This window comes from Aestuariivirga sp. (assembly GCF_965227715.1).
Taxonomy (GTDB): domain Bacteria; phylum Pseudomonadota; class Alphaproteobacteria; order Rhizobiales; family Aestuariivirgaceae; genus Aestuariivirga.
On record NZ_OZ245771.1, the window covers coordinates 3,009,336 to 3,031,705 of the forward strand.

Sequence of the window (22,370 nt, forward strand, 5' to 3'; positions counted from 1 at the left end):
GATATGAAACTCTTCGATCTGAGCGGGCGCGTCGCCGTCATCACGGGAACGAGCCGCGGCATTGGGCGGGAGCTGGCGCTGGGCTTTGCCGATGCGGGTGCGACCGTGGTGGGCTGCGCGCGCAGCCTTGCGCGGGCCGAGGCGACGGCAGAGGAGCTTCGCTGCCGCGGGCGTGAGACCTTGGCGGTTGAGGCCGATGTGGCGGCGCCTGGAGGGGCAGAGGCGCTCATCGCTGCGGCGGTGCGCAGCTTTGGAAGGCTCGATATTCTCGTGTGCAATGCGGGGGTGAACGTCAAGAAGAAGGCGATTGATTTTACGCCGGACGAATTCGACGCAGTGATCGGCGGCAATCTGAAATCCTACTTCCTCACGGCGCAAGCAGCGGCGCGGCAGTTCATGCGCCAGGGCACGGGCGGCGTCATCGTGATGAACTCGTCCAACGCCTCCGTTGCCGCTTTCGAGGATTTGACGCCCTATTGCGCGGCGAAGGGCGGAATCGACATGCTGGTGCGTGGGCTTGCCGCCGAATGGGGGCCGCAGGGCATCCGCGTCAACGCCTTCAACCCCGGCTACACACGCCATGCCATGACGCCGGAAGGCCAGGCCTATCTGGCCGAGGCGGAGGCAGGGATCGCCGCGCGCACGCCGCTCCGCCGCATGGCCGAGATGAAGGAGATGGTGGGCCCCGCGATCTTCCTCGCATCCGACGCCGCAAGCTTCGTGACCGGCACCATCCTGCTCGCCGATGGCGGCTGGTGCGCGCAGTGACATCGCTTCATCCCTGGACGGCGCTGGAAGAGGCCGCAGAGCGCTGGCCCGATGCGGAGGCGCTGGTGTTCCCCCATCAGAACGCCCGCTTGAGTTTTGCCCAGTATCATGGCGCAGCACGTGCCCTGTGCGGGGCATTGCAGGCCCGCGGCATCCGCGCGGGCGATCACGTGGCGCTGCTTGCCGAGAACCGCGTGGAATGGCCCGTGGTGCAGATGGCCTGTGCAGCCCTTGGCGCCGTCTTCGTGCCGCTCAACACGCATTACCGGCTGGATGACCTCGCCTATGCGCTGAAGCAGTCCGACGCGGTGGCGCTCATCTGTTCTACGCAATACCGTTCCAACCCCTATCTCGAGAACGTGATGGCGCTGCGGCCCGCGCTGCCGCTTCTCCGCCATGTGTTCACACTGGAAGAGGATTTTCCGCGCCTCATTGCGGAGGATGCATCATTCGCGCCCGCACCATGTGACCCCGATGCGGTTGCAGCGCTTCTCTATACTTCCGGCACCACGGGCTTTCCCAAGGGCGCGCTTCTCTCGCACCGCGCCATGATGCTGGTGGCGCGGCACAGTGCGGCGCGTTTGGGATTGAGCGCGGGAGACCGCTGGACCTCGATCATTCCGCTGTTTCACTGCGCGGGCTGCATTCTCAATCTGCTGGGATCTTTAAGCCAGGGTGCAGCCTATGTGGGCGTTCCGAGCTTTGACCCCGAAGGCATGTTCCGCATCATCGAAGCGGAGCGCTGCAGCTTTCTCTCCGGCGTTCCGACATCCTATCTCGCCATGCTCGATCACCCCGCGCGCGCGCAGTATGATCTCTCCTCGCTCAGGGCCGGAAGCTGCGGCGGGGCGGATTGCAATGCAGAGGTTCTGAAGCGCTGTGCGGAAGAATTTCCGATGCCTGGGCTCTCACAAGTCTATGGCCAGACAGAGGGCGGAACGCTGTTCACCTGCCCGCAGCATGACGATCCGCTGCGCTGGGAATCGGCGGGGCTGCCGCTCCCCGGCTATGAGCTCCGCATTGCCGACCCCGTGACGCTCGAAGTGTTGAAGCCCCATGAGATCGGCGAGGTTCAGGCACGGGGGCCCATGGTGATGGAGGGCTATTACAAGCAGCCGGAAGCCACAGCGGAGACCATCATCGAAGGCGGCTGGCTCCGCACCGGGGATTTGGGCTACCTGCGCGTGGATGGACGGCTGGTGATTGCCGGCGGGCGCCTGCGCGACATGATCATCCGGGGTGGCGAGAACATTTATCCCGCCGAGATCGAGAATATCCTTCAGCAGCATGAGGCGGTGGCGGAGGTTGCCGTCTTCGGTGTGGCCGATGCTTACTATGGCGAAACGGTTGCCGCAGCGGTGAAGCTCGCCCGGCCGGTGACGGCGGCGGAACTCAAAGGCCTGTGCGCGGCGCGCATTGCGAAATTCAAGGTGCCGGCGGTGATTTATCAGCTACAGCAATTTCCGCTCACGCCATCGGGCAAGATCCGCAAGGTGGAGCTTCGCGACTGGGCCAGGGACGACCGCATGGAGCAGCTCACATGAATGGTCTCACCTTCTGGTTCGACGTACACTCGCCCTGGGTCTATCTCGCATCCTTCCGCATCGGAGATGTTGCGCGCAAGCATAAGCTCTCCCTGCGCTGGCGGCCGCTACATCTGCCGCGGCTTCTGGATGACATTGGCGGTGTGAAGCCGCTTGAAGCCACGCCTGCGCGCGTGGCCTGGTTCCGCCAGGACATCGCGGACTGGGCTGAGCTGCAGAATGTGCCGCTGCGCATCCACCCCAACTATCCCTTGCGCAATTCACGCGCCTTGCGGGCCTGCCTGCTGGCGGAGGACGAGGGCCGGGCTGAAGCCTTCGTGCGCCGCCTGCTCCGCGGCTATTGGGCGGAGGGAGCCGATATCACCGATCTCGATCTCCTCGCCGGCTGGGGCGAGGAGGCGGGGCTTGACGGCGGGGCAGTGAAAGCGGCCGCTGTGAGCGATGAGTTCAAGTTGCGACTTGAACAGAATACCGCCGAGGCGATTGTCCGCGGTGTCTTCGGCGTGCCGACGGTTGATACGGGTGCGAAGCTCTACTTCGGAAACGACAGACTGGACCTTCTGGATATTCATATCTCACAAGGCAAAATCCCTCTACACGAGACCGGGTGACAAGGCGCGGAAGCGAAACATCCAAGGATCTGGCATGCAGAACATGTTTCTTTCCACCATCCGCACACTCACACCGCGCATGGCGGGAACGAACCTCCGTGACCGGAGCATTGCCTGCCTGGGTGCGCTAATTGGCATCGGTCTTGCGGGCGCTCTCTCAGGCTGGGTCGTGGGGGCGGAGCACCTCCCGCTGCTGGTGGCGCCGCTCGGGGCCTCTGCCGTGCTGCTCTTCGCGGTGCCGGCAAGCCCGCTGGCGCAGCCCTGGTCAATCATTGGCGGCAACACGATTTCGGCGCTGGTGGGCATCGGCGTTGCGCATCTGGTGCCTGACAAGGCCTTCGCGGCTGCGATTGCCGTTGCTGCTGCCATTGCCGTCATGTCACTGCTGCGCTGCCTTCACCCGCCGGGGGGTGCTGCTTCGCTGCTGGGTGTGCTGGGTGGACCCACGGCGGTCTCTTGGGGCTTCGGCTTCGCGCTGGTGCCCGTCGCGCTCAACTCCGTGCTGCTGGTGCTGCTGGGGCTGGCCTTCCACCGCTTCTCGAAACACTCCTATCCGCACCGGCCAAAGCTGGTGATGGCGCGCCACCACGGCACGGCGGATGTGCCCGCACAACTCCGCGTTTCGCTGACCGAATCCGACATCGACGCCGCCTTGGCGGAAGGCGGCGAGCCCATGGACATCTCGCGCGATGACCTGCACCGCATCGTTAGGCGCGCCGAGCTTTCAGCCCTGGAGCGCACGGCCAGGGTGCCCAGCTGTGCCGACATCATGTCACGCGACGTGCTGAGGATCGAGGCCGGTGCACCGTGGCGGGATGCGCATGCGCTGCTGCTGGCGCATGATCTGCGCATTCTTCCCGTTGTGGACGGGCAAGGCCGTGTGGCGGGCATCGTCGAAATGCATGAGCCGGACCATGCGCTTCAAACCGTGTCCGAAATGATGAGCGATGCCGTGACCGCTCTTCCCGACGACAGCATCCTGCGCCTGGTCGACCCGCTGTCGGACGGCCGCCACCATGCCGTGCTGATCACCGACGGCACGGGAAGGCTTATGGGGCTGGTGACGCAGACCGACATGATCGTCGCCCTGGCACGCCTCGCGGTGACGGGTGCGGCGCGGTAGCCGCGACCCGATTACGCCTTGGTCAGCCGTCCCCTGTCCTTCAGATAGCGCACGATGATGTCGGCAGCGCCTTCGGGTGTGACCTTTGTTGTATCAACGCGGATCTCCGGGTTCTCGGGCGCTTCATAGGGAGAGGATATCCCGGTGAAGTGCTTGATCTCGCCGCGGCGGGCCTTGGCGTAGAGGCCCTTCACGTCGCGCTTCTCGGCTTCGGCCAGGCTGGTGTCCACGAAAATCTCGATGAATTCGCCGTCTTCCATTAGTTCGCGCGCCATGAGCCGTTCGGAGCGGAAGGGCGAGATGAAGGAGACCAGCACCAGGAGGCCTGCATCGACCATCAGTTTCGAAACCTCGCCCACGCGGCGGATGTTCTCCACACGGTCAGCATCGGTGAAGCCCAAGTCACGGTTCAGCCCGTGGCGGACATTATCGCCGTCCAGCAGATAGGTCATGTGGCCGGAGGCATGAAGCTGCTTTTCGACGAGATTGGCGATCGTGGACTTTCCCGCACCCGAAAGCCCGGTGAACCACAGCACAGCCGGCTTCTGCCCGGCGATTGCGGCCCGGGCGTTCTTGTGAACGTCGACCGCCTGCCAGTGGATGTTCGCAGCACGCCGGAGTGCAAAGCGGATCAGGCCCATGCCCACCGTGTTGTTCGAAAACCGGTCGATGATGATGAAGGAACCGAGGTGACGGTTCTCGCCATAGGGTGCAAAGGCGATCTGGCTGTCGAGCGCCAGGTTGCACACGCCGATCTCATTGAGGGCAAGCGTCTTGGCCGCCACATGCTCCATGGTGTTGACGTTCACCTTGAACTTGAGCTCCTCCAGCGTGCCCGGAATCGTCTTGGTCGAGGATTTGAAGAGATAGGGCCTGCCGGGAAGCATGGGCTCATCGCTCATCCACAGAATCTCGGCTTCGAACTGGTCTGAAACCTCAACCGGGGCATTGGCCGCGCAGATCACATCTCCGCGGCTGATGTCGATCTCGTCCGTCAGCGTGACGGTGAGGGACTGGCCCGCGACACCTTCCGCGAGATCGCCATCATAGCTCACGACCTTGCCGATCGTCGACGTGCGGCCTGAGGGCAGCACCTTGATTGCGTCTCCTGGCTTGACCGTGCCCGACACGATGCTGCCGGAAAAGCCGCGGAAATTCTGGTTGGGGCGGTTTACCCACTGCACGGGGAGGCGGAAGGGCTTCTCCGCCAGATCGTCGCCCACCGGCACGGTTTCGAGATGCGCCATCAGCGTGGGGCCGTGGTACCAGGCCATGTTGCGCGAGCGCTCGATCATGTTGTCGCCCATCAGTGCGGAAACGGGGATCACCGTCACGCCCTCAGCGCCAAGCGATTTCGCGAAGGCCCGGTAATCGGCCTCGATCTTCTGGAACACCTGCTGATCGAAGCCCATCAGATCCATCTTGTTGACGGCGACGACCAGGTGCCGGATGCCCAGCAGCGTGCAGATGAAGGTGTGGCGGCGGGTCTGGGTGAGAACGCCTTTGCGCGCATCCATCAGGATGATGGCGAGATCGGCGGTGGAGGCACCCGTTGCCATGTTGCGGGTATATTGTTCGTGGCCGGGCGTATCGGCTACGATGAACTTGCGCTTGTCGGTGGTGAAGGCACGGTAGGCGACATCGATGGTGATGCCCTGTTCGCGCTCCGCTGCGAGCCCGTCCACCAGCAGCGCGAAATCGAGATTGCCGCCTTGCGTGCCCATCTTCTTCGAATCGGCCTCAAGAGCGGTGAGTTGATCCTCGAACAGCATTTTCGCTTCGTAGAGAAGCCGCCCGATCAAGGTCGACTTGCCGTCATCCACCGAGCCGCAGGTGATGAAGCGCAGGAGATCCTTCTGTTCCTGGGCGTTAAGATAGGCTTCGACGTCGCCGCCGGTGAATTCGATGAAGCGCGTCATCAGAAATATCCTTCCTGCTTCTTCTTTTCCATGGAGGCAGAAGCATCCTTGTCGATGACGCGGCCCTGGCGCTCTGAGGAGGTGGCGACGAGCATTTCCTCCACGATATCGAGAAGGCTCGTGGCATTGCTGTCGATCGCACCCGTGAGCGGATAGCAGCCCAGGGTGCGGAAGCGGACCTTGCGCATCTCCGGCGTCTCGCCGGGGTTCAGCCGCATGCGCTCGTCATCCACCATGATCATCTGGCCATCACGCCACACCACGGGGCGCTCGGCAGCGAAGTACAGCGGAACGATGTCGATGTTCTCGCGGTGGATATATTGCCAGATGTCGAGTTCGGTCCAGTTGGACAGCGGGAAGACGCGGATCGATTCGCCCTTGTTCTTGCGGGCGTTGTAGAGGTCCCACAGTTCCGGGCGCTGGTTCTTCGGATCCCAGCGGTGGCGACTGTCCCGGAAGGAGAAGATGCGCTCCTTGGCGCGGGACTTTTCCTCATCCCGCCGGGCGCCGCCAAAGGCTGCATCGAAGCCATATTTGTCGAGCGCCTGCTTGAGGCCGTCCGTCTTCATGATCTGGGTGTGAAGGGCTGAGCCGTGGTCGAAGGGATTGACGTTCTTGGCAACGCCTTCGGGGTTCTTGTGGACGATCAGCTCCCAATCATACTTCTTCGCCGTGGCCTCGCGCATGGCGTACATGTCCCGGAACTTCCAGCCGGTATCGACATGCATCAAAGGGAAGGGCGGCTTCGAGGGGTAGAAGGCCTTGATAGCGAGATGCAACATCACCGCCGAATCCTTGCCGATCGAATAAAGCATCACCGGCTTTTCGCACTCGGCCGCCACTTCCCGCATGATGTGAATTGATTCGGCTTCGAGCCGCTCGAGATGGGTGAGGGTCTGGCCCGCCGGGCGCTGGAACGGCCGTGGAGAGGCCTGGGGCCGCGCCGATTGCTGGGAAATCCAGCTCCGCACCTTGTCAATGGTGCGGGTGGAAGGAGAGCGGCCCTTGCGCAGGTCGAAGACGAAATTCGGATCCCCCAGGGCCTGCTTGCCCAGTGCGGTGGGTTCCATTCCCGCGGAGCCCAGGAACCGCTCGATTTCCAATAGGAAGGATTGAGCCATCGTATCCATGATAGGATTTTACCTTCGACAACATTCTGGATAGCGCCATTTACGGCAAAACGGACTCTTTTGATAGGAAAATTATTGTGTGTTTGAAATGTTGAGGGACGATGATAGGTTTTTTCCGATAGAGTCGGTTCGGGGCGGGGCCTTGAGCTCACCTGACGTCCGGTATAGAGTTTTTACTGGGAGGAATGCGAAGTGGACAAAGGCAACGGGCAGAAGCCGGGGCAGGCCTCCGGCATACCTTTCCAGGACCCGCATGGTCACGGCGCGGCGCAGGGAAAGCTGCTCGAGCAGGCGATCGGACGGGAGGTCAAGGGCTTCCGCGAGAAGCTGGGCCTGACGATTGCGGAATTGGCAAAGGCCGCGGACATGTCTGCCGGCATGCTTTCGAAAATCGAGAATGGGGCAACCTCGCCCTCGCTTGCCTCCCTGCAGGCGTTGGGCCAGGCACTTCAGGTTCCGGTGACCGCCTTTTTCAAATCCTATGAGGAAATCCGGGACGCGACCTTCGTGAAGGCGGGGCAGGGTCTCACCATCGAGCGGCGGGGCACGCGCGCCGGCCACCAGTACCAGCTTCTTGGCCACAGCCCGCATGGGCCGGTGAGTGTGGAACCCTATCTCATCACCTTGACCCACCAGTCGGACGTATTCCCGACCTTCCAGCATTCCGGCCTCGAGTTTCTCTATATGCTTGAAGGCAATGTCGTGTACCGCCACGGCGACAAGACCTATGACATGCACCCGGGCGATGCGTTGTTCTTCGATGCCGATGCGCCACATGGGCCGGACGAGCTGCGCGCGCTGCCGATCCGCTATCTCTCCGTCATCAGCTACCGCCGCGAGGATTGATTTTGAGAGTTTTCCGCCACCTGATCGTCACTGGCGTGGCGGCACTGCTGTTTTATGGGAAGGCCCTGGCGGATGAGCCGCTTGACGGGCAGTTTCTGGCCAGCCGCGCCTGCCCTGCGCTGTTGTCCATCCGCAAGGATACGAACCCCGGCCGGGTGATCACCGCCCCCGGCGTGAGCTACAGGCTGCTGGCGCGGAACCGCAAGCAGGCGACCCATTACCGCATCGAAATGCCTGACGCAGTGCCGCCCGAACGCTGGGTGGAGGCGGAATGCGGCCGGGCCAGGATTGCCAAGGGTGAAGCCGCAGCGCCTGCCGCGCAGACCCCTTCCTATGTGCTGGCGCTGAGCTGGCAGCCGGCCTTTTGCGAAACCAATGGCAAGAAGCCGGAGTGCCGCTGGCAGACCGGCGACCGGTTCGATGCCAATTACTTTTCGCTTCACGGGCTTTGGCCCCAGCCTTCCACCCGCGAATACTGCAAGGTGGATACGGCGCTGCGGAGCGCCTCCGAGGGCGGGAAATGGAAGGATCTGCCGGATCTTGACTTGAGCCTTTCCACCCGGACTGAGCTTGAGACGATGATGCCCGGAAGCAAGTCCATGCTTGAGCGCCATGAATGGGCAAAGCACGGCACATGCTACCCCGCCTCCGATCCCGAACGCTATTTCCGGGATGCGCTCCGCCTTCTCAAAGCCGTCAATGGCACCGGGCTTCCCAATCTGATGATGGCTGAGACCGGGCGCAGTGTGACCACGAATCAAATCCGCGCCCAGTTTGACGAGGCCTTCGGCGCAGGGGCTGGCGAGCGGGTGCGCGTGGCCTGCAAGGATGATGGAAACCGCCGCCTGATCAGCGAGATCACCATCGGCCTCCGGGGTGACATTCCCGGTGGTACGCCCCTGGCTGAGCTCATCATGGCCTCGCCCCCCACAGACCCCGGCTGCCCGGGCGGCGTGGTTGATCCGGTGGGCCCGCAATAGGAGCATGGGGCATTGCAATTCACGAGATGAAAAAAAAGTTCCTGAGAGTTGAAAACCTTCAAATGGACTGTTAGGTTCGCCTGGTTCAATTGAACGGGGAACTGATCATGTGCGGCATTGTCGGACTTTACCTGAAGAACCCCAAGCTGCAGCCGCAGCTCGGCGCGATGTTCAAGCCCATGCTGATCGAGATGACAAACCGCGGACCGGATTCCGCCGGGGTTGCCATCTACCGCAATCCGGTGGCTGCGGCGGAAACCAAGTTTTCGCTCGCCCACAATGATGCGGACTACAACTGGCGCCACGTGGAGGGCGGCCTCGAAGAGGGGCTGAACTGCGAGGCCCGGATCGAGAAGATCGGCACGCACTGCATTCTCGTGACCACCGCCAAAGAAGAAGATGTGGTCAAATGGCTGAAGGCCAATGCGCCCGGCGTCCGCGTGGTGGGCTCTGGCCACACGGTTGAGATTTTCAAGGAAACCGGCCTGCCGGAAGCCGTCTATGACCGCTTCGACCTTGGCCACGCGTCGGGCACGCACATTATCGGCCACACCCGCATGGCAACCGAGAGCGCGGTGACGACGGCGGGCTCCCACCCCTTCGCCACGGGTGCGGACCTCTGCCTCGTGCACAATGGCTCGCTCTCAAACCACAATCGTCTTCGCGAAAATCTCCGCCGCGAAGGCATGGAATTCCAGACCGAAAACGACACCGAAGTGGCCGCGGCTTACATGACCTGGAAGCTGCGCAATGGCGCCACGCTGAAGGAGGCGCTTCAGGATGGCCTCAAGGATCTGGATGGATTCTATACCTTCCTCGTCGGTACGGCGGATGGCTTTGCGGTGGTGCGCGATCCCATCGCCTGCAAGCACGCGGTCATCGCCGAAACCGATGACTGGGTGGCGATGGCAACCGAATACCGCGCGATTGCGCATCTGCCCGGCGCGGATGACGCAAAGATCTGGGAGCCCGAGCCCAGCACGATCTACACCTGGGGCGGCAACGCCTGAGGCCGGGACGCAGATGAACACCAATATGGCCCTTGCTCTCCGTCACCCCAGCGGAAGCTGGGGCCCCGCTTTGCGGAGAAGAAGCGGGATGCCAGCCTGCGCTGGCATGACGGCATCCGGGGCAAGGCCAAGATAAAGGGATGGAAACGAAGTGAGCGAGCTTGATCTGAAAGCGGTTGGCATCACCGCCGTCAACCAGACACTTTACAAGGTGCCGAAGGATACGAATGAGCGGCACTGGGCCATCAAGAACCCGATGGGCCAGCATGCCATTGCCTGCGGCATCGATGCGCCGCTGGTGATCGATGTGATGGGCCATGTGGGCTTCTATTGCGGCGGCATGAACAAGGACGCCGAGATCACCATTCACGGCCATGCCGGTGTAGGCGTTGCCGAGAACATGATGTCGGGCGTTGTCTGGGTGAAGGGCAATGCCTCCGAATCCGCCGGTGCCACCGCCAATGGCGGGCTGCTCGTTATCGAAGGTGATGCCTCCTCCCGCTGCGGCATTTCGATGAAGGGTGTTGATATCGTGGTGGGTGGAAACGTCGGCCACATGTCCGCCTTTATGGCGCAGCGCGGCAATCTCGTGGTCTGTGGCAATGCCGGCGAGGCGCTGGGCGATTCGATTTACGAAGCGCGGCTTTATGTGAAGGGCCGTGCCGATAATCTGGGCTCGGACTGCATCGAGAAGGAGGTGCGGAACGAGCACCTCGAAGACCTGGCGAAGCTTCTGGAGCGCGCCAAACTCAACCATCGCCCGCAGGACTTCCGGCGCTACGGCTCGGCCCGCAAGCTCTATAATTTCAACGTCGACCACGCCGACGCTTACTGAGGCACCCCACATGGACATCAACGTTCCACGCACCCCGCCGCGCAAGTCCGCCACCTTCGACGATTACACCATGGCGGAAATCCGCCGCGCCGCGACGACCGGCATCTATGACATCCGTGGCGCCGGCGCCAAGCGCAAGCTGCCACATTTCGACGATCTGCTGTTTCTGGGCGCCTCCATCTCGCGCTATCCGCTGGAAGGCTACCGCGAGAAATGCGGAACTGACGTGGTGCTCGGCACGCGCTTTGCCAAGAAGCCCATCGAACTCAAGATCCCGATCACCATCGCGGGCATGAGCTTCGGTTCGCTCTCGGCGCAGGCCAAGGAAGCATTGGGCCGCGGCGCCTCCATGGCGGGCACCTCGACGACGACGGGCGATGGCGGCATGACGCCGGAAGAGCGCGGGCAGTCGAAGCAGCTCGTTTATCAATATCTTCCGTCGCGCTATGGCATGAACCCCGATGACCTCCGCAAGGCGGATGCCATCGAAGTGGTGGTCGGGCAGGGTGCCAAGCCCGGCGGCGGCGGCATGTTGCTGGGCCAGAAGATTTCAGACCGCGTGGCGCAGATGCGCTGCCTGCCCAAGGGCATCGACCAGCGTTCGGCCTGCCGCCACCCGGATTGGACGGGACCGGACGATCTCGAAATCAAGATCCATGAGCTGCGCGAAATCACTTCCTGGGAAAAGCCCATCTATGTGAAGGTCGGTGGCACGCGTCCCTATTATGACGTGGCGCTTGCAGTGAAGGCGGGCGCTGACGTGGTCGTGCTCGATGGCATGCAGGGCGGCACGGCGGCAACACAGGATGTGTTCATCGAACATGTGGGGTTGCCCACGCTTGCCTGCATCCGCCCCGCAGTGAAGGCGCTGCAGGATTTGGGCATGCATCGCAAGGTGCAGCTCATCATTTCGGGCGGCATCCGCTCCGGCGCGGACGTGGCCAAGGCACTTGCCCTGGGTGCGGACGCTGTGGCCATTGGCACCGCCGCACTCGTGGCGCTGGGCGACAATGACCCGCATCTCGAAGAGGAATACCGGGCACTTGGCACCACGGCCGGCGCCTATGATGATTGGCACGAAGGCCGAGACCCCGCAGGCATCACCACGCAGGATCCGGTGCTGGCGGCACGGCTCGATCCCGTCAAGGCGGGCCGGCGTCTTTCCAACTACCTCAAGGTCATGACGCTCGAAGCGCAGACCGTGGCGCGCGCCTGCGGAAAGAGCCACCTTCACAACCTCGAGCCCGAAGACCTCTGTGCACTGACGGTCGAAGCTGCGGCGATGGCGCAGGTCCCCCTTGCAGGAACAAGCTGGATTCCCGGACGCGGGGGATATTAGTATCGCGTGTGATGACAGTCCCCGGCCGCCTCTGTTAAGGAGGCCGGGCTTACCAACAAGACCAAGCAAAAGACGACGGGAGTGAAACAGACCATGGGCGATCTCGCCTCTTATGCCAAGGAACACGGCATTAAATTCTTCCTTTTCAATTTCACCGATCTGTTCGGCGTGCAGCGGGCAAAGCTCGTTCCCGCGGAGGCCGCGGCGCGCATGCAGAAGGCAGGTGCGGGCTTTGCAGGCTTCGCCACATGGCTGGACCAGACTCCCGCGCATCCCGATATTCTGGTGATGCCGGATACAAACGCCATCATCCGGCTTCCGTGGCGCCCTGATGTTGCATGGGTTGCGGGTGAGCCCTGGATGAATGGCGAACCGCTGGCGCAAGCGCCGCGCGTCGTGCTGCGCAAGCTGACCGAGCACTATGCCAAGCAGAACATGAAACTGATGGCGGGTGTGGAGCCCGAGTTCCACCTGACCAATGCCGATGGCTCGGCCGTGTCCGACCACCGCGATACGGCGGACAAGCCTTGCTACGATCAGGCAGCGATCATGCGCCGTCTCGACGTCATCGCGGAAATCTGCACGACCATGACGGAGCTGGGCTGGGGCCCCTATCAGAACGACCATGAGGATGCCAATGGCCAGTTCGAGATCAACTGGAACTTCGCCGATGCACTGACGACGGCTGATCAGCTGGCCTTCTTCAAGTTCATGGTGAAGTCCATCGCCGAGAAGCACGGGCTGCGCGCCACCTTCATGCCGAAGCCCTTCATCAACCTGACGGGCAATGGCTGCCATGTGCATCTGTCCGTGTGGACGAACGACCGCAAGACCAATCTGTTCGAGGATGACAAGGGCGAGCTCGGCGTTTCGAAGCTCGGCTATCATTTCATCGGCGGATTGATGCACCATGCCGCCGCCATGTGCGCCCTCACCAACCCGACGGTGAATTCCTACAAGCGCATCAACGCGCCGCGCACCATCTCAGGCGCAACCTGGTCTCCCTCCTCCATCACCTATGGCGGCAACAACCGCACGCACATGGTGCGCATTCCCGATGGCGGGCGCGCGGAATACCGCCTGCCGGACCCCGCGGCCAATCCCTACCTGCTGCTCGCCTCAATCTTGGTTGCGGGCATGCATGGCGTGGAAACGCAGATCGACCCGGGCAAGCGCCTCGACATCGACATGTATGCGCAAGGCCACACCATCCAGGATGCCAAGAAGCTTCCCCTGAACCTTCTCGATGCGCTGCGCAATTTCGAGCAGGATACTTATCTTCAGGAGATGCTCGGCAAGGACGTGTCCCAGGGCTATCTCAAGCTCAAGCACAATGAGTGGAACAATTACTGCCGCCATCTCACGCAGTGGGAGCGCGATTCCACCCTCGACTGCTGAGTATTGCAGGCTTCAATTTCAAACCCGGCGCGAGAAAATCGCGCCGGGTTTTTTGTGAGCGAGAACGTGTGTGCCTCAAGCGAGAAGAGCTGCCTTGTTGTGCTCGGCATAGTCACGCAGGGAATGGGGTGCGCGGCCGGTGAGTGTCTGCACGTGATCCGTCACGGCCGCGGTCCAGCCTTCGCGCACGGGGTGGAAGATCATGGCGAGGAAATTCGCATAGTCCGCGGAAACGCCCGCTCCCGTCAGCATTGCGACGAAGGCTTCATCGCTGATCGGCTGATAGGTGATCTTGCGGCCAAGCACCGATGACAGCGTCTCCGCAGCTTCCGCATAGGACAGAGCTGCAGGGCCCGTGAGATTGTAGGCCTTGCCATCGAAGCGGGATGATGTGAGTGCTGCCGCCGCGCTCGCAGCAATGTCGCGTGCGTCGATGAAGGACGACTTTCCATCGGCTGCCGGCGTCGAGAACTGGCCATGGTCGATTCCGGCTTTCCAGAAGATATGGAAGTTATCCGCAAACCAGTTGGGCCGCAGGATCACATAAGGAACACCGGATTTCTCGATGGCGATTTCAACCTGGCGGTAGGGAATAGAATCATCTGCGTCAACACCAATGGCGCTGATGAACACGATCTTCACACGGCGCGCCGCCGCGGCCTGGACGATGGGGAGGAGCAGAGCCTTGCTGTCAACATAGCCTGTGGGCAGGAGCAGGAAGAGGCGGTCAACGCCTGCAAAGAGCGTTTCGAAATCCGGCTTGGCAATGTCGAAGGCAACACCTTCCGCACCTTCGACGGGTTTACCCGCGCGTGAGGCGGCCTTCACGCTTTCGCCCCGGGCGATCAGGTCCTTGACCAGGGGCCGGCCAATATGGCCTGTGGCACCGGTTACGAGAATACTTGGCATTTTCGTCGTCCTCTTTGAATGGCTATGTGGTTTCATTTGGAAACCAAGTGCACATCAGTTATATGATGCCCAAGCGAAACCACAAGAAAGCACCTTTTCCATACCTGGTTTCCTTTTGGAAACCACGCCGGCCGGAGGACCTGACGCGATGAAGCATGCCTATGATATCTACAATGACCGCTGCCCCACCCGCGCCGTGCTGGACCGCATTGCCGATAAATGGGCGTTGCTGATCCTAGACCGCCTCAGCGAGGGGACGGCACGTTTCAATGCGCTGAAGCGCGACATCAGCGGCATTTCCCAGAAGGTTTTATCCTCAACACTGAAGCTTCTGGAGCGCGATGGCCTCATCGCCCGCACGGCCTACCCCACGGTGCCGGTCACCGTTGAATATGCGCTCACTCCGCTCGGAAAAAAGCTCACCGAAGCGGTGGCGACCTTCGCCCATTGGGCGGAGGCCAATATGGACGCCATCCACAAGGCCCAGGCCGCCTATGACCGCCGCTCTGAAGCGGGCGTCACGCCGAATGCCTGACGATAGGCGCGGCCGAAATGGCTGGCGCTTGAGAAGCCGCAGCCCAGCGCAATTTCGGTGAGGGGCACGGCGGATTGGCGGAGGAGATCGCGGGCGCGTTCCAGCCTGATGTGGCGGTAGTGGCTGGCATAGCTGCTCTTGAGCTTCTCGGAAAACAGCCGGTCGAGCTGGCGGGTTGAAAGCCCGATGCGGCGTGCGGTTTCGCCGCGCATCAGCGGTTCGCCGGGGTGGCTCTCCATCAGTTCCAGCGCTGCTGTCAGCCGCGCGTCATGAATGCCGAAGCGCTCGGCGAGCGAGGCGCGCTGGGCGCTCTGGGCGGGGCGGATGTCCGTGTGCATGAACCAGTCGGACACGCGGCGGGCAAGTTCCGGCCCATGGGCCTCTGCGATCAGCGCATGCATCATGTCCAGGGGGGCTGTGCCGCCCGCACAGCTCAGGCGGTTCCGGTCCACGATGAAAATCGATCGCGTGAGCAGGATGTTGGGATAGCTTTCGGCGACGGCCGGCGCATGCTCCCAATGCACCGTCATATGATAGCCATCCATGATGCCGGCCTTGGCGAGAATGACCGGCCCGCCGGACACCCCGCCGATCCGCACGCCGCGCGCCGCCAGCTGGCGGAGCCATTGCAGCGTTGCCCGGTCCCGGAAGGCCGTGGGGTTCCCGCCGGCACAGACGAACAGGAAATCGAGCGGCCCCGCTTCCTCGACCTTAATGCAGGGCACGGTGGCGCCGCAGGAGGCCGGAACCACGGCAGGCCCGGGGGAGACATGGACCCAGCGGTAAAGCTCCTTCCCCGCCAGCAGATTGGCGGCGCGCAGGGGCTCCACCACCGAGGCATAGGACATCAGCGCGAAGCCGGGGATGAGCAGCAGGCCAACCGTCTGGGGCGTCTCGGGCATGGCACAAATCTATCAGGAAACGGCTTTCATGTGCAAGACGAAGCGGGGCTTGGGGTTTAGAAGATGGCCCACAAGCTTCAGGACCTGCGCATGCGTTACAACGTCTTCTCGCTGATCAAGAATTCCTTCTCGGGCCACAAGAACTGGCAGCCCGCTTGGCGCGAGCCCGAGCCGAAGAAGGAATATGACGTCGTCATCGTCGGCGGCGGCGGCCATGGGCTGGCGACGGCGTATTATCTCGCCAAGGTGCATGGCATCAGCAATGTGGCGGTGATCGAGAAAGGCTGGCTCGGCTCCGGCAATATCGGCCGCAACACGACGATCATCCGCTCCAATTACATGCTGCCTGGCAACAACCCGTTCTATGAATGGTCGATGAAGCTGTGGGAGAATCTGGAGCAGGACTTCAATTTCAACGCCATGGTTTCCCAGCGCGGCGTCTTGAACCTCTGCCACACCGATGCCCAGCGCGATGCCTTCGCGAGGCGCGGCAACGCCATGCGCATTGATGGCGTGGATGCAGAGCTTCTGGACCGTGAGGCAGTGCGCGAGATGTATCCCTTTTTCGACTATGAGAATGCGCGCTTCCCCATCAAGGGCGGGCTACTGCAGCGGCGCGGCGGCACGGTGCGCCATGATGGCGTGGCCTGGGGCTACGCGCGTGGCGCTGACAGCCGCGGGGTGGACATCATCCAGCATTGCGAAGTGACGGGCATCCGCATTGAGAACGGCAAGGTGCTGGGTGTTGAGACCAGCAAGGGTTTCATCAAGTGCAAGAAGCTGGGACTCGCAACCGCCGGCAATTCGTCTGAAACCGCCGCCATGGCTGGCTTGAAGCTGCCAATCGAGAGCCATGTGCTGCAAGCCTTCGTGTCAGAAGGGTTGAAGCCCTATATCGATGGCGTGGTCACCTTTGGCGCGGGGCATTTCTATGTTTCCCAGTCGGACAAGGGAGGCCTCGTTTTTGGCGGTGACATTGACGGCTATAATTCCTATGCCCGGCGCGGCAATCTGCCGATGGTGGAGCATGTGATCGAGGCCGGTGTGGCCATGATCCCTTCGGTTTCGCGGGTGCGCGTGCTCCGCTCCTGGGGCGGCATTATGGACATGTCGATGGATGGCTCTCCCATCATCGACAAGACGCATATTCAGGGCCTCTATCTCAATGCCGGCTGGTGCTATGGCGGCTTCAAGGCCACGCCTGCCTCTGGCTGGTGCTTCGCCCACACCATTGCGAAAGACGAACCCCACAAGCTCAGCGCTTCCTATCGTCTGGACCGGTTCCGCACCGGCCACATGCTGGACGAAAAAGGCCAGGGCGCCACACCGAACCTGCACTGACGGATCACGCCGATGCTCATCTCCTGCCCCCATTGCGGAACAAGGCCTGTCGAGGAATTCACCTTCCTCGGCGATGCCTCGGTGACGCGCCCCTCAACCAATGATCCAGCCTCGATGGAGCAGTGGTATGATTATGTGTATCTGCGCGACAATCCGCGCGGACGCTTCGATGAATATACTCACCACTCCGGCGGCTGCCGCGCCTGGCTCGTCGTCACGCGCAACACGGCGACCCATGAGGTTTATTCCTGTGTCACCGCGCGTGATTATGCGAAAACCAAGGGAGCAAAGTCATGAGCTCCTATCGTCTCGGCACTGGCGGGCTCATTGACCGCGATAGGCCCCTGTCCTTCAGCTTTGACGGTACGCGCTTTACCGGGCTTCAGGGTGATACGCTGGCCTCGGCCCTGATCGCCAATGGCGTTCATCTGATGGGCCGCTCCTTCAAATATCACCGGCCGCGCGGGGTGATCACCGCAGGTGCGGCAGAGCCCAATGCGCTGGTGGAACTGCGCGAGGGCGGCCGCAAGGAGGCCAATACCCGTGCCACCATGGTGGAGCTTTACGACGGCCTGACCGCGAAAAGCCAGAGCCGCTGGCCGTCGCTTGATTTCGACTTAGGCGCTGTCAATTCGCTTGCCTCATCGATCTTTGTCGCGGGCTTCTACTACAAGACCTTCATGTGGCCGAAGAGCTTCTGGGAGAAGATCTATGAGCCGCTGATCCGCCGTGCGGCGGGTTTGGGCACAGCCTCCAAGCTCCCCGATCCGGATAAGTATGAGAAGGCCTATGCCCATTGCGATCTGCTGGTCATCGGCTCCGGCCCCACCGGGCTGATGGCGGCACTCGCCGCGGCGCGGTCCGGCCAGCGTGTGGTGCTGGCCGATGAAGGCTCGGCCCTTGGCGGCTCGCTGCTGTTCGAGCAGGAAGAGATCGCCGGGCAATCGGGCTTCGATTGGGCACAGGGCGTGCTGGCGGAGCTTGGCTCTATGGCCAACGTCACGCTGATGCCCCGCACCACGGTGGCCGGCTGGTTTGACGGCAATGTGTTTGGCGCCATTGAACGCGTGAACGATCACGTGGCTGTGCCTAACCCTTATGAGCCGCGCCAGCGCTACTGGAAGATCATGGCGAAGCGCGCCGTGCTGGCCGCGGGCGCGGAAGAGCGCCCGGTGGCCTTTGGCGGAAATGACGTGCCCGGCGTGATGCTGGCCTCCGCCATGCGCAACTATGCCAATCGCTATGCCGCCGCGGCGGGCCGCGCCATTGTGGTGTTTGGCAACAATGACTCCGCCTATCGCACCGCGCGCGACATGAAGGCATCTGGCGTCCACGTAGAAGCCATCATCGACAGCCGCACGGAGTCCAGCGCGGAGGCTTCCGGCATTCCAGTGCTCCGTGGGCGGATGATTGCGGATGTGACGGGCGGCAAGGTTGTGAAGGCCGTGCATCTGACGGATGGCACCCATATCGCGTGTGATGCCGTCGCCATGTCCGGCGGGTGGAGCCCCATCGTCAACCTCGCCTGTCATCGTGGGGCAAAGCCCCATTGGGACGCAAATCTTCTGGCCTTCCTGCCGCCCGATGTGGGTCCCGTCTTCACCGTCGCCGGTTCGGCGGCGGGAAAGATGCTGCTCTCCGAATGCCTAGCCGATGGTGCGGCCAAGGGTGCGGCAGACGGCAAGCCCATCGCCGTTCCGAAGTGCCGGGATGAGGCCTTCGCCATTTCGCCGCTGTGGTGGGTGAAAGGTGGCAAGGGCAAGGCCTTCATCGACTACCAGAATGACGCCACCGCCAAGGATCTGCCGCTTGCGGCACGCGAGGGCTATAAGGACATCGAACTCGCCAAGCGCTACACGACGACGGGCATGGCAACCGACCAAGGCAAGCTCGGCAATGTCAACGCCATCGCCCTCATCGCCGAGGCGACAGGCCGTTCTATGGAGGAGGTGGGCACCACCACTTTCCGTCCCTTCTACACGCCTGTTGCCTTTGGTGCTTTCGCCGGGCCCTTCACTGGCCATCATTTCCAGCCCGTCCGCAAGACGCCGCTGCATGACTGGGCCGAGGAACTGGGCGCGGTCTTCGTTGAAACCGGGCTATGGATGCGCTCCTCCTGGTTCCCGCTGCCGGGTGAAGACTGGCTCGCCTCCGCCTCGCGCGAGGTGCGAACCACGAGAAGCCATGTCGGCATCTGCGATGTCTCGACCTTGGGCAAGATCGATGTGCAGGGCCGGGACGCGGGCGTGTTCCTCGATAGGCTTTATTGCAACACCTTCTCGACGCTCGCTGTGGGCAAGGCGCGCTATGGGCTGATGCTGCGGGAAGATGGCATCGTCTATGATGACGGCACCACCTCCCGCCTCGCGGATGATCATTATGTGATGACCACCACCACGGCCAATGCGGCCAAGGTGATGGCGCAGATGGAGTTCGCGCATCAGGCGTTGTTCCCCGATCTGGATGTCACCTATGTGAGCGTTACCGAGCAATGGGCGCAGATGGCGGTGGCGGGGCCCAAGTCCCGCGCCACGCTGCAGAAGATCGTGGATGATCTGGTGATGACGGATGAGAGCGTGCCCTATATGGCGGCGCTTGAGGTGACCGTTCTGGGCGGCATCCCGGCGCGGCTGTTCCGCCTCTCCTTCTCGGGCGAACATGCTTATGAGCTGGCCGTGCCTGCGGACTACGGCTCCCTGGCGGCGCGCGCCATCTGCCAGGCGGGCGAGGAATTCGGCATCACGCCCTATGGTGTTGAGGCGCTGTCCATCATGCGCATCGAGAAGGGCCATGTGGCGGGCGGCGAGCTCAATGGCACGACCACGGCGGGCGACCTTGGCATGGGCAAGATGGTTTCCGCCAAGAAGGACTTCATCGGCCGGATGATGGCGCAGCGCGAAGGCCTTGTGGACCCCAACCGCCAATGCGTCGTCGGTATCCGCCCGGTGGACCCGACGGACCGCCTTCGCTCCGGCGCGCATATCCTGAAGCGCGAAGACACGCCCTCCATGGCAAATGACCAGGGCTATGTTACCTCGGTGGCCTGGTCGCCCATGCTCAACATGTGGGTGGGTCTGGCACTCATCGCCAATGGCCGGGCGCGCCATGGCGAGGTGGTGCAGGTGTGGGATGGTCTGCGCGGCACTTGCGTGATGGGCGAAATCTGCGATCCGGTGCATTTCGACAAGGAGAACAAGAGACTCCATGCCTGACACATCATTCACCCGCATTTCGCCGCTCAGTGACGTGGCGTTGCAAGGCCGCTTCGGCGCAAGCAGTGGTTCGCCGGGTGTGCACTTCACCGTGCGCCACCCGCTGTCAAATCGTGACGGTGATTGCGCGCTCAGGCCAAGGCGAAGCAACTGCCGCGGTGCTCAAGGGCCATACTGCGCAGTGGGCGGGGCCCGGCCAGTATTTCGTGGTGGCGGAGGGCCGCGGCGAGGCGGCGCTCTATCGCGAGCTGAAGGTTGCGCTCAGCGGCATCGCTTCGGTGAGCGACCAGAGCCATGGCCGTGTCATCCTCCGCATCTCCGGCCCCAAGGCCCGCGCCGTGCTGGCCAAGGGCACGCCGGTGGACCTTCACCCGGACGCGTTTCCTGTGGGCAAGTCCGCCCTCACCCAGATGGCCCATGTGGGCGTTCATCTCACACGCGTGAGTGAGGATGCCTATGACCTCTCCGTGTTCCGCGGCTTCGCGGAAAGCTTCTGGGAGTGGATCACGGAGCAGGCGGAAGAGTTTGGTTATCAGGTGATCTAAGAGCGTACTTATCTCACTCACCATGGCCGGGTGAACCCCGGCCATCTTTTTGGGGCGGCAAAGAGGATGCCCCGGTCAAGCCGGGGCATGGGTGAGTTGAAGGGTGACGACCCCGGCCGCTTGCTAAACCCGCTCCGCCAGCCGCACGATGCGTTTGCAGGCTTCGGTGATGTCTTCCACCCCCACCGTCAGCGCCACGCGCAAATGCCCGGCGCCGCCGGCGCCGAAGCTTTCGCCGGGCATGGTGACGACATTTTCTTCGGCCAGCAGGCGGCGGGCGAAGGCTTCGCCGGAGAGGCCTGTCTTGCGCACATCGACCATCACGAACATGCTACCTTCCGGCATGCGGGCGGATACTTTTGTTGAGCCATGAAGCGCCTTCACGAGGGCGCGGGCGCGTTTCTCATAATTGAGCTTCATCGCATCCAACTCTTCAAAATGCGTGTCGAGGGCAAACGCCATCGCATCCTCGAGGAATTGCTGGGAGCCGAACAGCATGGTCTCCGTCACCGGTGCGCAGCGATTGCAGAATTCGGTGGAGGCGGCGATCCAGCCACAGCGGAATCCGGGCAGTGCATGCGACTTCGAGATCGAGGAGACGACGATGGTGCGCTTTTCGAGCTCCGGCACATCGAATGGTGATGAGAACACCGTGTTGCCATAGGTGAGCGTGGCATAGACTTCATCCGAGATGATCCAAAGGTCATGCTTTTCGCAGACCTTGCCGATCTTCTCGATTTGGGCGCGGCTCAGCACGGCGCCGGTCGGGTTGGACGGCGTGTTCATCAGCAGCACGCGGGAGCGCGGCGTGATTGCCCTTTCCAGGTCCTCGGCCTTCAGGTGAAAGCCGTGGTCAGGATCGGCCAGGATCGGCACGGGGATTCCGCCCGCCGCGGCGATTACCCCTTCATAGGTGGCGTAATAGGGGTCCGCCATCAGCACCTCGTCGCCGTCCTCGATCGTCGCCAGCATGGCGGCAAACAGGGCCGTCTGGGTGCCGGGGAGGTAGATGAACTGGTCCTCCCCGATGGCCCGGCCGGTCTGCCGGGTGTAGAGGCGGGCGAGCGCGCGCCTGGTGTTGTCCTCCCCCCCGGCCTTCGGCATAGCGGAAGCGTCCGGCCATCATCTGGCGGCTGGCTTCCTCGAGGATGGCGGCAGGGGGCGGGGCGTCAGGCTCACCGATCGACAGGAAGATCAGGGGTTCCCCCAGCGCGGCGCGGCGCTTTCCTTCGATGTGAACAGCCCATTTCTCGGAACCGAGGCCGTTAAGCCTGTCCGTTACTTTCGCAAATTTCATTTTCGGCACCCTTGTTTCGCCGCGCTTTTAGTGCAAGGCCATGCAGCGGTCGAGAGGCCGCCAGGGGTCTTTACATTTCTGGAGGTTACGTTACTTTGTGCGCCGCACCATCTTCTCGGATTTCCC

At 62.5% G+C, this 22,370-nt stretch carries 19 protein-coding genes and 1 pseudogene; 15 read left to right on the forward strand and 5 right to left on the reverse strand.

Features of this window, described 5'->3' with window-relative positions:
- Positions 1-3: 3 nt before the first annotated feature.
- Genes ACO06F_RS14295 through ACO06F_RS14310 form a run of 4 tightly spaced genes read left to right on the forward strand, consistent with a single transcriptional unit; the run spans position 4 to position 4,046 of the window.
- Entirely contained in the window at positions 4-768 is a 765-nt protein-coding gene (locus ACO06F_RS14295; RefSeq protein WP_421693421.1) for an SDR family NAD(P)-dependent oxidoreductase, read from the forward strand.
- Entirely contained in the window at positions 765-2,312 is a 1,548-nt protein-coding gene (locus tag ACO06F_RS14300) for an AMP-binding protein (RefSeq protein WP_421693422.1), read from the forward strand. The genes ACO06F_RS14295 and ACO06F_RS14300 overlap by 4 nt, the downstream gene beginning before the upstream one ends.
- Positions 2,309-2,923 (forward strand): 2-hydroxychromene-2-carboxylate isomerase, encoded by a 615-nt coding sequence (locus tag ACO06F_RS14305; protein WP_421693423.1) that lies wholly within the window; start codon positions 2,309-2,311, stop codon positions 2,921-2,923. Before ACO06F_RS14300 ends, ACO06F_RS14305 begins: the two co-directional genes overlap by 4 nt.
- Positions 2,924-2,957: 34 nt before the next feature.
- Positions 2,958-4,046, forward strand: coding sequence for an HPP family protein (locus ACO06F_RS14310; protein ID WP_421693424.1), 1,089 nt, complete (start codon positions 2,958-2,960; stop codon positions 4,044-4,046).
- An 11-nt stretch (positions 4,047-4,057) separates the two neighbouring features.
- Here ACO06F_RS14310 and cysN read toward each other — a convergent pair whose 3' ends face one another.
- Together cysN and cysD are read right to left on the reverse strand one after the other, a co-directional pair.
- Positions 4,058-5,965 carry a sulfate adenylyltransferase subunit CysN gene (cysN, locus tag ACO06F_RS14315; protein ID WP_421693425.1) on the reverse strand — a complete coding sequence of 636 codons (1,908 nt, stop codon included), beginning with the start codon at positions 5,963-5,965 and terminating at the stop codon, positions 4,058-4,060.
- Complete coding sequence (cysD, locus tag ACO06F_RS14320) at positions 5,965-6,816, reverse strand: sulfate adenylyltransferase subunit CysD (protein ID WP_421696686.1); 852 nt, start codon at positions 6,814-6,816, stop codon at positions 5,965-5,967. Before cysD ends, cysN begins: the two co-directional genes overlap by 1 nt.
- Before the next feature lie 471 nt (positions 6,817-7,287).
- Here cysD and ACO06F_RS14325 point away from each other — a divergent pair, with 471 nt between their 5' ends.
- The 6 genes from ACO06F_RS14325 to glnT all read left to right on the forward strand — a co-directional run bounded on the left by ACO06F_RS14325 (position 7,288) and on the right by glnT (position 13,503).
- Positions 7,288-7,941, forward strand: a complete 654-nt coding sequence (locus ACO06F_RS14325) for a helix-turn-helix domain-containing protein (protein WP_421693426.1) — start codon at positions 7,288-7,290, stop codon at positions 7,939-7,941.
- 2 nt (positions 7,942-7,943) lie between these two features.
- Positions 7,944-8,921, forward strand: coding sequence for a ribonuclease T2 family protein (locus ACO06F_RS14330; protein ID WP_421693427.1), 978 nt, complete (start codon positions 7,944-7,946; stop codon positions 8,919-8,921).
- Positions 8,922-9,028: 107 nt separating this feature from the next.
- Positions 9,029-9,931, forward strand: coding sequence for a class II glutamine amidotransferase (locus ACO06F_RS14335; protein ID WP_421693428.1), 903 nt, complete (start codon positions 9,029-9,031; stop codon positions 9,929-9,931).
- A 151-nt stretch (positions 9,932-10,082) separates the two neighbouring features.
- Positions 10,083-10,766 carry a protein GlxC gene (locus ACO06F_RS14340; protein WP_421693429.1) on the forward strand — a complete coding sequence of 228 codons (684 nt, stop codon included), beginning with the start codon at positions 10,083-10,085 and terminating at the stop codon, positions 10,764-10,766.
- Positions 10,767-10,776: 10 nt separating this feature from the next.
- Complete coding sequence (locus tag ACO06F_RS14345) at positions 10,777-12,105, forward strand: FMN-binding glutamate synthase family protein (RefSeq protein WP_421693430.1); 1,329 nt, start codon at positions 10,777-10,779, stop codon at positions 12,103-12,105.
- Positions 12,106-12,198: 93 nt separating this feature from the next.
- Positions 12,199-13,503, forward strand: coding sequence for a type III glutamate--ammonia ligase (gene glnT, locus ACO06F_RS14350; RefSeq protein WP_421696687.1), 1,305 nt, complete (start codon positions 12,199-12,201; stop codon positions 13,501-13,503).
- 75 nt (positions 13,504-13,578) lie between these two features.
- Here glnT and ACO06F_RS14355 read toward each other — a convergent pair whose 3' ends face one another.
- Entirely contained in the window at positions 13,579-14,412 is an 834-nt protein-coding gene (locus ACO06F_RS14355; protein WP_421693431.1) for an SDR family oxidoreductase, read from the reverse strand.
- A 148-nt stretch (positions 14,413-14,560) separates the two neighbouring features.
- Between ACO06F_RS14355 and ACO06F_RS14360 the strand changes: the two genes are divergently transcribed.
- Positions 14,561-14,947 (forward strand): winged helix-turn-helix transcriptional regulator, encoded by a 387-nt coding sequence (locus tag ACO06F_RS14360; protein WP_421693432.1) that lies wholly within the window; start codon positions 14,561-14,563, stop codon positions 14,945-14,947.
- On the opposite strand, the gene ACO06F_RS14365 is transcribed toward ACO06F_RS14360, so the two are convergent.
- Positions 14,905-15,849, reverse strand: a complete 945-nt coding sequence (locus ACO06F_RS14365; RefSeq protein ID WP_421693433.1) for a GlxA family transcriptional regulator — start codon at positions 15,847-15,849, stop codon at positions 14,905-14,907. The two genes, ACO06F_RS14360 and ACO06F_RS14365, sit on opposite strands and share 43 nt — an antisense overlap.
- A gap of 90 nt (positions 15,850-15,939) precedes the next feature.
- Here ACO06F_RS14365 and ACO06F_RS14370 point away from each other — a divergent pair, with 90 nt between their 5' ends.
- From ACO06F_RS14370 to ACO06F_RS14385, 4 genes are all read left to right on the forward strand, one after another.
- Positions 15,940-17,190, forward strand: a complete 1,251-nt coding sequence (locus ACO06F_RS14370; RefSeq protein WP_421696688.1) for a sarcosine oxidase subunit beta family protein — start codon at positions 15,940-15,942, stop codon at positions 17,188-17,190.
- 12 nt (positions 17,191-17,202) lie between these two features.
- Positions 17,203-17,487, forward strand: a complete 285-nt coding sequence (locus ACO06F_RS14375; RefSeq protein WP_421693434.1) for a sarcosine oxidase subunit delta — start codon at positions 17,203-17,205, stop codon at positions 17,485-17,487.
- Positions 17,484-20,402: a sarcosine oxidase subunit alpha family protein gene (locus ACO06F_RS14380; protein ID WP_421693435.1), complete on the forward strand. Its 2,919-nt coding sequence runs from the start codon at positions 17,484-17,486 to the stop codon at positions 20,400-20,402. The genes ACO06F_RS14375 and ACO06F_RS14380 overlap by 4 nt, the downstream gene beginning before the upstream one ends.
- 113 nt (positions 20,403-20,515) lie before the next feature.
- Positions 20,516-20,947, forward strand: coding sequence for a sarcosine oxidase subunit gamma (locus ACO06F_RS14385; RefSeq protein ID WP_421693436.1), 432 nt, complete (start codon positions 20,516-20,518; stop codon positions 20,945-20,947).
- Between the two features lie 123 nt (positions 20,948-21,070).
- Here ACO06F_RS14385 and ACO06F_RS14390 read toward each other — a convergent pair.
- Positions 21,071-22,244, reverse strand: a pseudogene (locus ACO06F_RS14390) (pyridoxal phosphate-dependent aminotransferase).
- Positions 22,245-22,370: the final 126 nt, after the last annotated feature.

Excerpts from the sequence above, each read along its gene's own strand:
- ACO06F_RS14295 (WP_421693421.1), top strand. The coding sequence starts at position 4 with ATGAAACTCTTCGATCTGAGCGGGCGCGTCGCCGTCATCACGGGAACG.
- ACO06F_RS14305 (WP_421693423.1), top strand. The coding sequence starts at position 2,309 with ATGAATGGTCTCACCTTCTGGTTCGACGTACACTCGCCCTGGGTCTAT.
- ACO06F_RS14310 (WP_421693424.1), top strand. The coding sequence starts at position 2,958 with ATGCAGAACATGTTTCTTTCCACCATCCGCACACTCACACCGCGCATG.
- cysN (WP_421693425.1), bottom strand. The coding sequence starts at position 5,965 with ATGACGCGCTTCATCGAATTCACCGGCGGCGACGTCGAAGCCTATCTT.
- cysD (WP_421696686.1), bottom strand. The coding sequence starts at position 6,816 with ATGCGGGAAGTGGCGGCCGAGTGCGAAAAGCCGGTGATGCTTTATTCG.
- ACO06F_RS14335 (WP_421693428.1), top strand. The coding sequence starts at position 9,029 with ATGTGCGGCATTGTCGGACTTTACCTGAAGAACCCCAAGCTGCAGCCG.
- ACO06F_RS14345 (WP_421693430.1), top strand. The coding sequence starts at position 10,777 with ATGGACATCAACGTTCCACGCACCCCGCCGCGCAAGTCCGCCACCTTC.
- glnT (WP_421696687.1), top strand. The coding sequence starts at position 12,199 with ATGGGCGATCTCGCCTCTTATGCCAAGGAACACGGCATTAAATTCTTC.
- ACO06F_RS14355 (WP_421693431.1), bottom strand. The coding sequence starts at position 14,412 with ATGCCAAGTATTCTCGTAACCGGTGCCACAGGCCATATTGGCCGGCCC.
- ACO06F_RS14360 (WP_421693432.1), top strand. The coding sequence starts at position 14,561 with ATGAAGCATGCCTATGATATCTACAATGACCGCTGCCCCACCCGCGCC.
- ACO06F_RS14365 (WP_421693433.1), bottom strand. The coding sequence starts at position 15,849 with ATGCCCGAGACGCCCCAGACGGTTGGCCTGCTGCTCATCCCCGGCTTC.
- ACO06F_RS14370 (WP_421696688.1), top strand. The coding sequence starts at position 15,940 with ATGCGTTACAACGTCTTCTCGCTGATCAAGAATTCCTTCTCGGGCCAC.
- ACO06F_RS14375 (WP_421693434.1), top strand. The coding sequence starts at position 17,203 with ATGCTCATCTCCTGCCCCCATTGCGGAACAAGGCCTGTCGAGGAATTC.
- ACO06F_RS14380 (WP_421693435.1), top strand. The coding sequence starts at position 17,484 with ATGAGCTCCTATCGTCTCGGCACTGGCGGGCTCATTGACCGCGATAGG.